The organism is Bradyrhizobium sp. 142, from assembly GCF_023074015.1.
In the GTDB taxonomy this organism is placed as follows: domain Bacteria; phylum Pseudomonadota; class Alphaproteobacteria; order Rhizobiales; family Xanthobacteraceae; genus Bradyrhizobium.
In genome coordinates, this window is record NZ_JADPKQ010000073.1 from 82,525 (window position 1) to 95,723 (window position 13,199).

At 64.3% G+C, this 13,199-nt stretch carries 16 protein-coding genes; 6 read left to right on the plus strand and 10 right to left on the minus strand.

The window, feature by feature from the left end; translation table 11 throughout:
* Window positions 1-273: 273 nt before the first annotated feature.
* From IVA82_RS07885 to IVA82_RS07905, 5 genes are all read left to right on the plus strand, one after another.
* On the plus strand, window positions 274-648 hold the full coding sequence (locus IVA82_RS07885) for an AtpZ/AtpI family protein (protein WP_148742268.1): 375 nt from the start codon (window positions 274-276) through the stop codon (window positions 646-648).
* Between the two features lie 113 nt (window positions 649-761).
* Window positions 762-1,511, plus strand: a complete 750-nt coding sequence (locus tag IVA82_RS07890; protein WP_247388967.1) for a F0F1 ATP synthase subunit A — start codon at window positions 762-764, stop codon at window positions 1,509-1,511.
* A gap of 53 nt (window positions 1,512-1,564) precedes the next feature.
* Window positions 1,565-1,795 (plus strand): F0F1 ATP synthase subunit C, encoded by a 231-nt coding sequence (locus IVA82_RS07895; protein ID WP_007599451.1) that lies wholly within the window; start codon window positions 1,565-1,567, stop codon window positions 1,793-1,795.
* A 59-nt stretch (window positions 1,796-1,854) separates the two neighbouring features.
* Window positions 1,855-2,421 (plus strand): F0F1 ATP synthase subunit B', encoded by a 567-nt coding sequence (locus IVA82_RS07900; RefSeq protein WP_148742263.1) that lies wholly within the window; start codon window positions 1,855-1,857, stop codon window positions 2,419-2,421.
* A 5-nt stretch (window positions 2,422-2,426) separates the two neighbouring features.
* A complete protein-coding gene (locus tag IVA82_RS07905; protein WP_247388968.1) occupies window positions 2,427-2,912 on the plus strand; it encodes an ATP F0F1 synthase subunit B in 486 nt (161 codons plus the stop codon).
* 199 nt (window positions 2,913-3,111) lie between these two features.
* Here the strand turns inward: IVA82_RS07905 and IVA82_RS07910 are convergent, their stop codons facing one another.
* The 5 genes from IVA82_RS07910 to IVA82_RS07930 form a co-directional block, all read right to left on the minus strand.
* On the minus strand, window positions 3,112-3,765 hold the full coding sequence (locus tag IVA82_RS07910; protein WP_247388969.1) for a hypothetical protein: 654 nt from the start codon (window positions 3,763-3,765) through the stop codon (window positions 3,112-3,114).
* 145 nt (window positions 3,766-3,910) lie between these two features.
* Window positions 3,911-4,498 carry a GNAT family protein gene (locus IVA82_RS07915; protein WP_247388970.1) on the minus strand — a complete coding sequence of 196 codons (588 nt, stop codon included), beginning with the start codon at window positions 4,496-4,498 and terminating at the stop codon, window positions 3,911-3,913.
* Window positions 4,499-4,536: 38 nt separating this feature from the next.
* Window positions 4,537-5,826: a pitrilysin family protein gene (locus IVA82_RS07920; RefSeq protein ID WP_247388971.1), complete on the minus strand. Its 1,290-nt coding sequence runs from the start codon at window positions 5,824-5,826 to the stop codon at window positions 4,537-4,539.
* Window positions 5,823-7,241 (minus strand): threonine synthase, encoded by a 1,419-nt coding sequence (gene thrC, locus IVA82_RS07925; protein ID WP_247388972.1) that lies wholly within the window; start codon window positions 7,239-7,241, stop codon window positions 5,823-5,825. The genes IVA82_RS07920 and thrC overlap by 4 nt, the downstream gene beginning before the upstream one ends.
* A gap of 543 nt (window positions 7,242-7,784) precedes the next feature.
* Entirely contained in the window at window positions 7,785-8,429 is a 645-nt protein-coding gene (locus tag IVA82_RS07930) for a response regulator transcription factor (RefSeq protein WP_247388973.1), read from the minus strand.
* An 86-nt stretch (window positions 8,430-8,515) separates the two neighbouring features.
* On the opposite strand from IVA82_RS07930, the gene IVA82_RS07935 reads away from it, so the two are divergent.
* Complete coding sequence (locus IVA82_RS07935) at window positions 8,516-9,856, plus strand: histidine kinase (RefSeq protein WP_247388974.1); 1,341 nt, start codon at window positions 8,516-8,518, stop codon at window positions 9,854-9,856.
* On the opposite strand, the gene IVA82_RS07940 is transcribed toward IVA82_RS07935, so the two are convergent.
* The 5 genes from IVA82_RS07940 to IVA82_RS07960 all read right to left on the minus strand — a co-directional run bounded on the left by IVA82_RS07940 (window position 9,853) and on the right by IVA82_RS07960 (window position 13,195).
* On the minus strand, window positions 9,853-10,218 hold the full coding sequence (locus tag IVA82_RS07940; RefSeq protein WP_247388975.1) for a nuclear transport factor 2 family protein: 366 nt from the start codon (window positions 10,216-10,218) through the stop codon (window positions 9,853-9,855). The genes IVA82_RS07935 and IVA82_RS07940 overlap by 4 nt on opposite strands.
* 104 nt (window positions 10,219-10,322) lie before the next feature.
* Complete coding sequence (locus IVA82_RS07945) at window positions 10,323-11,081, minus strand: SURF1 family protein (RefSeq protein ID WP_247388976.1); 759 nt, start codon at window positions 11,079-11,081, stop codon at window positions 10,323-10,325.
* The gene (locus tag IVA82_RS07950) at window positions 11,078-11,479 is read right to left on the minus strand and encodes a DUF983 domain-containing protein (RefSeq protein WP_247388977.1); all 402 of its coding nucleotides are present in this window, start codon (window positions 11,477-11,479) and stop codon (window positions 11,078-11,080) included. The genes IVA82_RS07945 and IVA82_RS07950 overlap by 4 nt, the downstream gene beginning before the upstream one ends.
* Before the next feature lie 97 nt (window positions 11,480-11,576).
* The gene (locus IVA82_RS07955; RefSeq protein ID WP_247388978.1) at window positions 11,577-12,473 is read right to left on the minus strand and encodes a cytochrome c oxidase subunit 3; all 897 of its coding nucleotides are present in this window, start codon (window positions 12,471-12,473) and stop codon (window positions 11,577-11,579) included.
* 77 nt (window positions 12,474-12,550) lie between these two features.
* A complete protein-coding gene (locus IVA82_RS07960; protein WP_148742240.1) occupies window positions 12,551-13,195 on the minus strand; it encodes a cytochrome c oxidase assembly protein in 645 nt (214 codons plus the stop codon).
* Window positions 13,196-13,199: the final 4 nt, after the last annotated feature.

The following is a 13,199-nucleotide window of genomic DNA, read 5'->3' on the forward strand; positions in this document are numbered from 1 at the left end:
ATCAACGGCCGCAGCGATCCCTTTGATCCCGGCGGCATGGCGAAATGTCGGCCACATCGGCAGATCGCGCGGGCAGCTGCTGCGCCGCGGCGTCACGCTGTGTGCGGCGCTGGCGCGCACGACAATATCATCAATCAAATCAAATAGATAATCGGAGACGACGCATTCGTGACCCGGCTTGACTTGATTATGTGTGCTCAGTATGGTCCGCGCGGCTTTTGAGGGTGGCGGACGTAATTTCCATTTGGGCGCGGCGTTTCGGGTCTTTGTTGCATGGCACAGAGCGCGGGACACGGCGAGAATGGAAACGGCGATAGATCGTCCGAGGAAGCTGCGCTTTCCGAACGGCTCGGAAGTCTTGACCAACGGTTGTCCGAATTACGCGACCGACGGATCAAGACCGAGCAACCCGCAGGTGACGGTGAAGACAGAGCGGCCAGAGCCTCGGCGATGGCGCTTGGTTTTCGGTTATCCTCCGAGTTGGTCGCCGGGGTCGTTGTCGGAGCGGGGATTGGCTGGGGTTTCGACCGCTTGCTGTCGACGTCACCTTTCGGATTTATCGTGTTCCTGCTGCTGGGCTTCGTGGCCGGCGTGGTGAATGTGGTGAGAACGGCAGGTGCGGGTCAAAACAGGCGCGGTGGGTCGTAGCTAATCCGACAGGAGGAGAGGAACTGATCGTGCCGGCTTCGCCGGTACGGGCCGGCCCGGCCGGTAGACCGAGACCAGCCGGCTAGTCCGGCAGACCAAGAGATGCCGCGCTGATGAAAATCGATCCGATCCACCAGTTCAACATCGAGCCTCTCTTCACGATCGGCCATATCGGCAATCACACGATCGCCTTCACCAATTCGTCGCTCTATATGCTGGTGGCAGTGGCGGTGATCTCGCTCCTGATGCTCGCCAGCGGCACCCAGCTGGTTCCCGGGCGCCTCCAGTCGGTCGCCGAGATCTCCTACGAGTTCGTGGCGTCGACCATCCGTTCGACTGCCGGCTCGGAAGGCATGAAGTTCTTCCCGCTGATCTTCTCGCTGTTCATGTTCATCTGCGTCTCGAACCTGGTCGGCATCATCCCCTACACCTTCACGATCTCGAGCCATCTGATCGTCACCGCGGCGCTTGCGCTCCTTGTCTTCTTCACTGTCCTGATCTACGGCCTTTACAAGAACGGCCTGAAATTCTTCAAGATTTTCGTTCCCCACGGCGTCCCCATCTACATCCTGCCGCTGGTCATGTTCATCGAGATCCTGTCGTTCTTCCTGCGGCCGGTCTCCCACAGCGTCCGTCTGTTCGCCAACATGCTGGCCGGCCACATCGCGCTGAAAGTATTCGCGGGCTTCGTCGCGATGCTCGGCGTCTCGCTCGGCGCCGTCGGTTGGATCGGCGGCGTGCTGCCGTTGGCGCTCACGGTCGCGCTGACTGCGCTCGAGCTCCTGGTCGCGTTCCTCCAGGCTTACGTGTTCGCGATCCTGACCTGCATCTACCTCAACGACGCCATTCATCCGGGACACTGAGCGGTCCGGGGAATTCCCACCCACAACCCAATCTTTCCTCCAAGGAGTCAAAAATGGATCCGGCAGCAGCAAAACTTATCGGCGCGGGCATCGCGTGCATCGGCATGGGCGGTGCGGGCGTCGGCGTCGGCGTGATCTTCGGTAACTACCTCGCCGCAGCCGTTCGCAATCCGTCGGCTGCTCAGGGCCAGTTCGGCAACCTGATCTTCGGCTTCGCCGTGACCGAAGCGCTCGGCATCTTCTCGCTGCTGATCGCGCTGCTGCTGCTGTTCGTTCCGCTCTGAGGACGTACTTCGCGCCGCTTCAACCGAAGCGGCGCACATGACAGCAACAGGAGTACTCCATGGCTGAAAGTCATGGCGGCGCAAAGAGTCCGGCGGCGGGCGCTCACACCGAGGCTGACGGTGGTCACCACGGTAGCGGCTTTCCGCCGTTCGAGAGCAGCACCTTTGCCTCGCAACTGGTGTCGCTCGCGATCTTCTTCGTCGTGCTTTACGTGATCGTGTCCAAGCTCGCTCTGCCGCGCATCGGCGGTGCGATCGAGGCGCGTCAGAACAAGATCGAGGGCGACCTCGCCGAGGCGCAGAAGCTGAAGGACATGTCCGACGCGGCGCTGAAGGCCTATGAAAGCGAGCTCGCTTCGGCGCGGGCGCGGGCGCAGGCGATCGGCAACGAGACCCGCGATAAGCTGAACGCACAGGCGGAAGCCGAGCGCAAGGCTTTGGAAGATCAGCTGGCAGCCAAGCTCGCCGAGGCGGAGAAGACCATCGCCTCGACCCGCACGGCTGCGATGAGCAACGTCCGTGGCATCGCGGCCGATGCGGCGGGCACGATCGTGCAGCAGCTCACCGGCGTGGTTCCGGACGCTGCGTCGATCAATGCCGCCGTTGACGCGTCCTTGAAGGGTTAGTCGATATGTTCTTTGAACCTGAATTCTGGGTCGCCGTCGCCTTCGTCATCCTGATGGTCGTGTTCGCCTATCTCGGCGTCCACAAGACCGTGCTGACGACGCTCGATCATCGCGCCGCCCGCATCAAGGCCGAGCTCGACGACGCAACGCGTCTCAAGCAGGAAGCCGCCAAGGTGCTGGCCGACTACAAGGCCCGCAGCGCCACGGCCGAGCGCGAGGCCGCCGATATCATCGCCAACGCCAAGGCCGAAGCCGACCGCATTGCGGCCGACGCCAAGGTGAAGATGGAAGACTTCGTCGCCCGTCGCACCAAGACCGCGGAGGGCAAGATCGCGCTCGCCGAGGCCCAGGCGCTCGCCGACGTTCGCGCCGCAGCCGCGGAAGCCGCCGTCCAGGCCGCCTCCACCATCCTGTCGCAGTCGGTCAAGGGCCAGGTCGCCGACGACCTGCTCGCCAAGGGCATCACCGAGGTCCGGCAGAAGCTGAACTGAGGCGAGCTTCCTCACCAATCAAAAGGCCGGCGCGATGAGCGCCGGCTTTTTTTCTTTGCGCCGACACAGCATCCGCAAATCCGCTGTCATGCCCGCGAAGGCGGGCATCCAGTACGCCGCGGCTTCTCGGTTGGCCTCGCAGTTTCGGAATACTGGATTGCCCGCCTTCGCGGGCAATGACAGCTGGAGTTGCTTGTACTTACTTCTTCTTCCCCCGCCCCTTCGGCTCCGGCGACAGCGCCTGCGGATCGAAGCCGACGTAGAAGATGTAGGAGTCGGCGACCGCCGCCGAGGGCATCGGGTAGGAGAGATCCTCGGCGACGAATGTGAAGGGCACGCTGCCGGCCTCCGACATCTCGACCTTAGTCCGGTAGGCCTTCGAGGCGATCACCTTTTCCCCGATGCCGCCCTGGACCACAGCGACGCGCAGCGGGACATCGACCGAGGTCGGCGCGCCCGCGGGACCTGCAATGACGCGGCCCTGGATGCCGACACGCACGGTGATGTCGCCGCCGTTGCGGGCGCATTCGCGCGCCATCTTGGTGATGGAGGCCTGGAAACGAACGTCATTGCCAACCGCCTGTTTGCCGTTGGCACCGACCGCATAGGTCGACGCTCCGGCGCGCACCGTGACCTGGGGACAATCAATGTCGTCGTCGGCTGGCGGCTGGCCCGGCGCGGGCGCCGGCTTCGACTGGGCCGGCTCGTCGGACGTGCCGCCGAACAAGCCCTTGAAGCGGTCGGTCAGCGACTGGGCCGCGCCCGGCGAGATCGTCGCACACGAGACCGACAGCGCCAGCGCGATCACCGAACCTCGCCGTAGCGCATTCCGCAATGATCGAAGCTCCTTCATGAACGCCTGTACTCCTTGACACGTCCCGGCTGATGCCGGCCGGCCCGCGCCGTTATATCGCCAAAATCGGCGATCCCAAGGCAGGAAGTAGAGCAGGAAACCAGAGGGCCGGAATGAGATTGATCTCGCGCATGAAGCCCCCGGCTCAGCCGCGGAAATCCTCGTGCAGCAGGCCGAACAGCAGGTGGTCCTGCCAGATCCCGTTGATGCAGAGATAGCGGCGCGCCAGCCCCTCTCGAGAGAAGCCACACTTCTCCAGCACCCGGATCGACGGTGCATTGGTGGGAATGCAAGCGGCCTCGACCCGATGCAGATTGAGCTCGCCGAACAGCGTCGGCAGCAGCACCCGCAGCGAGGCCGTCATGTAGCCGCGATGGGCATAGGGCTGCCCGACCCAGTAACCGATGGTGCCGGCCTGCACGATGCCGCGCCGGACATTGGCTAGCGTGATGCCACCGATCATGGCGCCGTCGAGCTCCCGGAAGACCAGAAAGGGATAGGAGCGGTCCGCGGCGATGTCTTCCGAATAGCGGCGCAGGCGGCGGCGGAAGCCGGACCGGGTGAGATCGTCCGACGGCCAGATCGGCTCCCAGGGCGTGAGGTAGTCGCGGCTGGACTCGCGCAGATGGGCCCATTGCAGGAAGTCCGACATCTGCGGCGCGCGCAGCAACAGCCCGTTGCCGCGCGGCGCGAGGGCGGCGGGTCCACTGGATGGCAGGCGAAACAGGGCCATGGTGATGCTTCCCGAAGCGGGCGGCCCGCATGCGGCTCCTAATGCAGCCGCGCCTTGGCGCGCGCCCGGGTCAATCCTTCCGCAAAAGACACCGCCGTGTCCAGACCTCTTCCGCTGCCCAATGCAACAACGGCGGGGCGGCTGCGCGAAAGCAGTGCACGCGCCGCATCGCGGGTCGATTCGACGCTGACGGCGTCGATCCGGGCCACCAGCTCCTCCACCGTCTGCGGCCGCCCATAGGCCAGCACGTGTCGGGCGAGCTGCTCGGCGCGCGAAGAACAGCTCTCCAGAGCCATCAGCAGGCCGGCCTTCATCTGCGCCTTGGCGCGCGCGATCTCGGTCTCGGTCAGCGTCTCGACCGCATCATTCATGATGTCGATGACGACCTCCATCATCTCGGGGGCGTCGGTGGGATCGGTGCCGGTGTAGAGGCCGAAGAAGCCGGTATCGGTATAGGGCGCGTGGAAGGTGTAGATCGAATAGCAGAGGCCACGCTTCTCCCGCACCTCCTGGAACAGCCGCGAGGACATTCCGCCGCCGAGGATGTTGGTGAACACCTGAAGCGAGAACAGCGACAAGTCGGTCTGCGGCACGCCTTCGAGCGCCAGCGTCAAATGCGCCTGCTCGAGCTCGCGATGCACCACCTTGGCACCGCCCTTGCCGAACTGTGCAGCTTGGGGCTTCGGGCCCGGCGTCGCCTCAAAACCCGCAAAGCGCATCTCGGCCTCGGCAACCACCTGCTGGTGGTCGACGGCGCCTGCGGCCGCCACTACCATGTCGGGTCCGCGATAATGCGTCGACAGATAGCTGCGCAACGAGTCGCGGCTGAAGCCGCGCAAGGTCTTTGCGGTGCCGAGCAGCGAACGTCCCATCGGCTGGTCGGGATAGCAGAGCTCGTTGAGATGCTCGAACACGACGTCGTCGGGCGTGTCCTGCGCAGCACCGATCTCCTGCACGATGACGTTCTTCTCGCGCTCCAGCTCGTCCGGCTCGAAGGCGGGATTGGCGAGGATGTCGGCGAGCACGTCGAGCGCGAGCGGGACGTCGGCCTTCAGCACCCGCGCATAGTAGGACGTCGTCTCGGTCGAGGTACCGGCGTTGAGATCGCCGCCGACCGCCTCGATCTCTTCCACGATCTCACGCGAGGAGCGCCTAGTCGTGCCCTTGAACGCCATGTGTTCCAGCAGATGCGAGATGCCGTGCTCGTTCGGCTTCTCGTCGCGGCCGCCGACGCCGGCCCAGACGCCGAGCGCTGCGGTCTCGACGTGAGGCATCTTGTCGGTGACGACGGTCAGGCCGGAGGCAAGCTTGGAGATCTCGACGCTCATCCGGCAACTCCCTGTTTTGCGGCACGGCTGACCGACAGCGCGAACCGCTCGACCTCTGCCTGATCGTTCTTCATCACCTTTATGTGCTCGGATTTGGTCATGAGACCGTCGAGCCAGGCCGGCAGTTGCGGCCGCTGGCCGCAGGCCGCCTCCACGGCATCCGGGAACTTGGCCGGATGGGCGGTCGAGAGCACGATGTTGGGCACGGTCGTATCGGTGGTGTCGCGATCGGCGACCGCCAATGCCACCGCGGTGTGGGGATCGACGAGTTCGCCCGCCTCGCGCCAGGCGACCCGAATCGCAGCCGCGGTCTCGGTCTCGTCGGCGCGCCCGGCGTCGAACTCGTCGCGGATCGCCGCCAGCGTCGCGTCAGGCAGCACGAAGCGCCCGGACTGCTTCAGCGAACCCATCAGACGGCGAACGCCGGCCGCATCGCGCCGGCCGGCCTCGAACAGCAGCCGCTCGAAATTTGAGGAGATCTGGATATCCATCGAGGGCGACGCAGTCGCGTGCACCTCGCGCACCTCGTAGATCCCGGTCTTGAGCGTGCGGGCGAGGATGTCGTTGACGTTGGCGGCGATGCGCAGGGTGCGTACCGGCAGGCCCATCCGCTTGGCGACGTAGCCGGCAAAGATGTCGCCGAAATTGCCGGTCGGAACGATGAAGTCAACCGCGCGCGCCGGTGCACCGGCGGCAACGGCGGAGGTGAAGTAGTAGACCACCTGGGCAACAATACGCGCCCAGTTGATGGAATTGACGCCGGAGAGCGCCGTCGCGTCGCGGAAGCGATGGTTGTTGAACATCCCTTTCACGAGCGCCTGGCAGTCATCGAACGTGCCTTCGATGGCCAGCGCATGCACATTGGCTGCGACCGTCGTCGTCATCATCCGCCGCTGCACCTCGGAGATGCGGCCGTGCGGAAACAATACGATGAGATCGACATTCTCCAGCCCAGCAAACGCTTCGACCGCGGCACCGCCGGTGTCGCCGGAGGTCGCGACCACGATGGTGGTGCGCTGGCCCCGCTTGGCCAGCACATGGTCCATCAGCCGCGAGATCAGCTGCATCGCCACGTCCTTGAAGGCGAGCGTCGGCCCGTGGAACAGCTCCAGCACGAACTGGTGCGGCGACATCTGGCGCAACGGCACCACGGCCGGATGGCGGAAGGTGGCATAGGCCTCGTTCGCCATGCGGCCGAGCTCTGCGTCCGTGATCTCGCCGCCGGCGAACGGACGGATGATCTCGACGGCAACCTCCCAATAGGGGCGGCCGAAGAAGCTCGCGATCGTCTCCGCCGAAAGCTGGGGCCAGGTCGCCGGCACGTACAGACCGCCGTCGCGAGCAAGCCCGGTCAGCATCACGTCGCAAAAGCCAAGTTCGGGGGCCTCGCCCCGGGTCGATATATAACGAGTCAATCTGCCCTCCAAAGGCCGGCCGCGCCTGCGCTCAAGCCGTAAGCCTTTGATTTCACGATGCTCCTGGTTCGCAGCCAGAGGCTTTGCGGCACCATAGAGTGTTTTGCGGCATCGGGAAACCGCTTCCCCGTCCGGGCTCGTCCAACGAAAAAGGGCTGCGGCGATGCCGCAGCCCTTCTCTTGGAAGGTCTGTCGTTGTGTGCAGACCGGTTTGCCTCGTTCCGAAGTCGCCTACCCCTGAGTTGCGCGCAACCTTTCGTCGCCCGTCATCGCGACGTCAAGAGCCAAACGCCAGGCTCCGCGCAAATGTTCCTGTTTTTCCCGATGTGTCACGGCCGCAACCGGCCGCCGCGAGCCGGATACTTGCCGCAAATTGCCATGCTTTCCCGATTTGAGGCGCCGATTGCGGAACGAACGCCGTCTCGACCGATTGTGTCGGCGGATGGGTTTCGCTGTCGGCCACGCATTGCCCAGCCGAAGAGCGGCACCGATCCGCCGGCCGAACCGGCTGCATCCTGGAGCGGCCGGTTCGGTTCTGACGTGTCAATTCATCCCGATTTCCACCGCGATCCGGATCAGATCGGAATGGTTCTTGGCGCCGAGCTTCTGCTTGAGGAGAGACGTCGTGTTGGCGACCGTCTTGTAGGAGATGCCGAGCGCCTCGGCGACCTCGACGATCTTGTCGCCGCGTCCGAGCAGGCGGAGAATCTCGAGCTCCCGCGGCGTCATCAGCGAGGCCGGATTGGCCTTGATCGCGGCGCCTGAAAACGTCACGGCCTCTGCAAGCTGCGGCGAGATGAAATTATCACCTGCGACCACCTTGCGCACCGCCTTGAGCAGGATTCTGGGATCGTCACCCTTGGAGACATAGCCCTGCGCCCCCAGCTCGACCGCCCGTACCACGAAGGCCGGGTCGTCGTTCATGCTGAACATGATGATTTTGGCGTCGGGATCATCCTTGCGGATCCGCCGCATCAGCTCGAAGCCCGAGACGTCGGGCAGGCTGATGTCGATCACGGTGACGTCGGGCCGCTTGCTGACATAGGCGCGATGCCCGGATTTGGCGTCGGACGCCTCGTCGATGCGGATCGAGTGGTCGGCCGCGAACAAGGTACGGCAACCGGACAGCACCACGGGATGGTCGTCGACGATCAGAACCCTGGTCGCCGGCTTGGCGGTATCTTGCATCGCGCACTCTCTTGTTTTTCGACTCATAGACCGGCGGGAACAAATGGAAAGAGCAAAACCGGCCGATGCGCGTTAGAATTGACCTAATGTGGGAAAGGCTATCCTTCAGGACGCAACTGTTTCTTCCGCTCGGCGTCAGCTTCGTGGCTGCGCTGATCATGGGTGGCGTGCTGCTCCTGGCCTTTGCAACAGGCCAACTGGCCGACGAGAACGAACCGGCCCGACGCTCGACGAAGACGCTGGCCGCCGCGCTCAACAACACCCTGCGTACCTCGGGCAATCCGCGGCAGACGCTCGATGCATTCGTCCATTCCCTGGACACCTCCTCTGATATCCAATTCCGTGCTGCGGAGGCAGGTCCCGCATCCTCCCCGCGGGACGGCCTGCGCAACCTGCATGGCGTCCCGCAATGGTTCATCGACCTCCTTACCATCCCGGACACGGACGCCGCGTCTCCGGTGATGATCGAGGGCAGGCATGTCGGCGATATCGTGTTCTTGCCTGATCTGTCGGCCGACCTGTTCGAGAAATGGATCGGCTTCCTCGCACTGACCGGCCTCGTCGCCGCGCTGCTGGCGCTTACCGGAGTCATCGCCTACATCTTCGCCGGATCGGCACTGCGCCCCCTGCAAGATCTCGGCGATGGCCTCACGCGGATACGGTGCGGCGAATACGCAAAGCCGATCCCGGTCGGGGGACCGCCGGAAATCCGGCAAAGCTGTGAGGAGGCCAACGCGCTGGCCGCAACGCTCGCGCAATTAAGCCAGGACAATCGCGACCTGTTGCACCGCCTGGTGTCGCTCCAGGACGACGAGCGGCGCGATCTTGCCCGCGAACTGCACGATGAACTTGGCCCGCTGCTGTTCGGTATCCGCGCTGGCGCGATCGCCCTGATCGAGGCCTCTCCTTTGGCGGGAAATCCCGGCAATTCTGCGCAACAGGTGCTGCAATCGGTCGAGGCGCTGCAACAGACCAACCGCCGCATCCTCGACCGGCTGCGACCGCTCTACATTGAGCAATTGGGATTGGAGACCAGTGTGCAGACGCTGCTGCAGAACTTCCGCAAGCAGGCGCCGCATATCGGCCTGACGGCGGCGATTGATCCTGCGCTCAACGGGATCGACGGACCGCTGGCGCAGACAGTCTATCGCCTGATCCAGGAGGGCCTCACCAACGTGTTGCGCCACGCCGGAGCGAGCAATGCCCATGTCCAGGCCGCTGTCACGGGTGACGCGCTCGCCATCGAGATCTCGGACGACGGCGGCGGCTTTCCCGCCGACAATGTGTTCGGCCGCGGACTGACCGGCATGCATGAGCGCGTGCGCGCGCTCAGCGGATCGCTGTCACTCCTGCGCGCGGACGAACGAACCTATGTGCGTTGCCGCCTGCCGGTCGAATCAACGCGAGACGCGGCTGCAGCCGGCTAGCACGCGCAGCCATCGGGCGGATTCTGCTGCGCCGGCTCGCACAGCGTGCTGTGGATCTTGCCTTCCGGATTGAAGCGAAACAAGGCGTGGATGCGCAGCGAGCCTGCGACGGTATATTCGAGATCGATGCCATGCGGCACGGGATTGATCTCCTCCAGGCCGAATCCTGCCGACGAGAAAGTGTTGAGCCGCGGTCCCCAATAGGTTTCGAGCTCACCTTGTCCGCGATAACGCCGCGTGCCGTTACAGGTGCATTCGAGCTGGGCGTCGTCCGCATAAAGGTCCAGCAGGGTCGCAAGGTCGCCTTTCCGGCAGGCGTCCACCCAGTCGACGACAATTCCCATCTGATCGAAATCGTTCACGCCGCAATCCTGTCTGCCGCGGAAAATTTGATGCGGCTTAGGACCACACTCATGAATGTCCGCTGAATAATAAACCCCGGGCGATACGGGGTTCCCCAGAGAACCTACGAAAGGCTGGATCGGCGTCCCCTGACCCAAACGCCGAACGCGATCAGCACAGCGCCTGCGAGGGTGAACCAGGTGATGGCGTATTGCAGGTGGTCGTCCTTCAGATTCACGTCGAGCGGCCCAGGGCGGGGAATGCCGTTCTCGGGCGCCGGCAGCTCCAGGTCGACGTAGAATGGTGCGACCGCGCCCCAGCCGAGCGCGCCGGCCATCGCCAGATGATCGCGCACGAACCACAGCCGCTTGTCGCGGTTCTCCGCCGGCGTCAGCCAGCCCGGCGCCTCGGGGAAGCGAAGGTAACCGGTGAGCGTGACCGGCGCGCCGGTCGCGAGCTTCTTCACCGCGCGATCTTCGACGCTGCGATCCTGCATCGTGTTCTCGACGAATCCAACATCGATCACGACCATCTCGCCGGTCGAAAGCCGTGCCGGCAGGAAGGCCCAGGTGCCCGGACCTGATGCATCCTTACGGACCGCGGAGCCGGCGGAATACACCATCGCATCCGGCATCGGGGCATACGTCGCGGTAAAGCTGACGCGGCGGAATTCGTCGCGCGCGGGATGTAGCGCGGCCCATTGCGCGGGCGGCGGCAACGCGACCGGCGCGTCCGCAAGACGCTCGGTGAGCGCGACGATCAATTCGTGCTTTGCGGTGCGGCGCTGCAATTGCCAGACGCCGAGTGCGGTGAAGGCGGCAGTCAGGAGCAGCGTGAACAGCGCGAAGCCGGCCACGCGAGGCTTGCGCGCGGGCTCGTTCATTTGGCGCGGTCGACCAGTCGGCCTGGCGCCGCCTTGTGGTGGAATTGCAGCGCGATCAACAGTGACTTCATGGCGCGCAGCGGCAGCAGCGTGGTGGCGAGGATCAGCGGCAGCCACAGTACCGCATGCAGCCAGTACGGCGGCTGATACTTGACTTCGACGACGAGCGCGCAGCCGACCACGATTGCGCCGGCCAGCATGATGATGAAGATCGCAGGGCCGTCGCCGGAATCAATGAAGGCGTAGTCGAGGCCGCAGTGGTCGCAGGCCGGGGCGAGCGTCAGGAAGCCCGCATAGAGCTTGCCCTGGCCACAACGCGGACATTTGCAGGCAAGCCCGCGCAGCGCGCTCTTCAGGAGAGTAACTTCGGTCTCGGATGTGCCGGCGGTTTCATTCATGATGCGGAGTCTAGCACAGTTTCTGCCGAACCTCCGGCGCGTAGAAAGCGAAAGGGCGGCCCTGCGACCGCCCTCTCTCGATCCGATATATGGCCGCTCAGTGTGCGCCGTGCGCCATGGTCTCGGCGCCGTGTCCCCAGACATAGATACAGAGGAACAGGAACAGCCACACCACGTCGACGAAGTGCCAATACCAGGCGGCAAACTCGAAGCCGAGATGCTGTGTCGGCGTGAAATGGCCGACATAGGCGCGCGCCAAGCACACGATCAGGAAGATGGTGCCGACCAGCACATGGAAGCCATGGAATCCGGTCGCCATGAAGAAGGTCGCGCCGTAGACGTTGCCCGCGAACGAGAACGCCGCATGGCTGTACTCATAGGCCTGCACGCAGGTGAAGGTCGCACCCAGGATCACAGTCAGGATCAGGCCGTATTTCAGGCCCTTGCGGTCGCCCTCGAGCAGCGCATGGTGCGCCCAAGTCACCGTAGTGCCAGAGGTGAGCAGGATCAGCGTGTTCAGCAGCGGCAGGTGCCAGGGATCGAAGGTTTCGATGCCATGCGGCGGCCAGGTGCCCGGCACCGAGCAGGCGCCGGCCTGGGTGCCGAGACCGCAGCCGAACACCGCGTCGCGGGTGGCGTGAACGGCGTCGGCCGGGAATAGCGCCGCATTGAAATAGGCCCAGAACCAGGCCACGAAGAACATCACCTCGGAGGCGATGAACAGGATCATGCCATAGCGGTGATGCAGCTGCACGACGCGGGTGTGGTCGCCCTTGTACTGGGCTTCCTTGATCACGTCGCCCCACCAGCTCGCCATGGTGTAGAGCACGCCGACGGAGCCGACGCCGAAGATGATCGGCGCGGCCGAGAACATGTGGTGCATCCAGGTGATCGCGCCAACCGCCATGATGAAGGCCGAGACGGAGCCGACCGCCGGCCACGGCGAGGGGTCGACCAGGTGATAGTCGTGATGCTTGGTGTGCGCCGTAGCCATAGCGGTCTCTCTCCTCAATCCCGTGCCCGTCCGGCACTTATCCCCTTGTTCCAACCCCCGAAGCGTGACTCCGGCGGTCAGAGATTTCCCTTGCGTTTGTCGTCGTCGCCCGATGCAAGCGGCTTCGCCACGGGATCGCGCACCGGATAGAAGGTGTAGGATAGCGTGATCGTGCCCAGAGCGTCGTTCTCATGATCGTCGACGATCGAAGGATCGACGTAGAACACCACCGGCATCTCGCGCTTCTCGCCGGGAGCCATGGTCTGCTCGGTGAAGCAGAAGCAGTTGATCTTCTGGAAATAGGATCCGACCGTCAGCGGCGCGACGTTGTAGGCGGCCTGCCCTGCGGTGGTGCGCGCGGCCTGGTTGGTCACGGTGTAATAAACGGTGGTGACCTGGCCGATATTAACCTCGATCTCACTCTGCTCCGGCTCGAACTTCCAGGGCAGGCCGGGCGCGACGTTGGAATCGAAGCGCACCGCGATTTTTCGCGCGATGGGACCCGTGGCGGGCGCGGAAGTCGCGACCTGAGTGGTGCCGTTGAAGCCGGTGGAACGGCAGAACCAGTTGTAGAACGGCACCGCTGCATAGGAGGCGCCGACCATCAGCGCAACCACGCCACCGCAGATCGAGGCGACCAGCGCGTCGCGGCCAAGGCCGCTGAAACGACCCTTGGCGGCCGTCCGGCTCTGCTCCGGCGATATGGTCGGCTTCTGATCCATTTTC